Origin of the sequence: Neisseria sp. HMSC065D04 (assembly GCF_001815675.1) — a bacterium.
Classification (GTDB): domain Bacteria; phylum Pseudomonadota; class Gammaproteobacteria; order Burkholderiales; family Neisseriaceae; genus Neisseria.
Window position 1 is genome coordinate 64,834 of sequence record NZ_KV821496.1, and the last position, 229, is coordinate 65,062.

General features: G+C 57.6%; 1 protein-coding gene. It reads left to right on the plus strand.

Features of this window, described 5'->3' with window-relative positions:
- Positions 1–228 (plus strand): hypothetical protein (locus HMPREF3050_RS14790; RefSeq protein WP_210399910.1); only part of this gene is annotated, 228 nt, incomplete at its 5' end.
- Position 229: the final 1 nt, after the last annotated feature.

Below are 229 nucleotides of genomic sequence, written 5' to 3' on the forward strand. Positions count from 1 at the left end.
CCAGCCGCCTTCAGGCGGCTGTGTGTTGAAACGGCTTGTCGTCAGGTTTGGGGTCGTCTTTGCCGTCCAGCCGCCTTCAGGCGGCTGTGTGTTGAAACAGCGAAAGCCGACGGCCTTGAAGCAGGCTGGTTGCCAGCCGCCTTCAGGCGGCTGTGTGTTGAAACCTTTTGGAAAAATTTGGAAAAACCCATAGAGACAGCCAGCCGCCTTCAGGCGGCTGTGTGTTGAA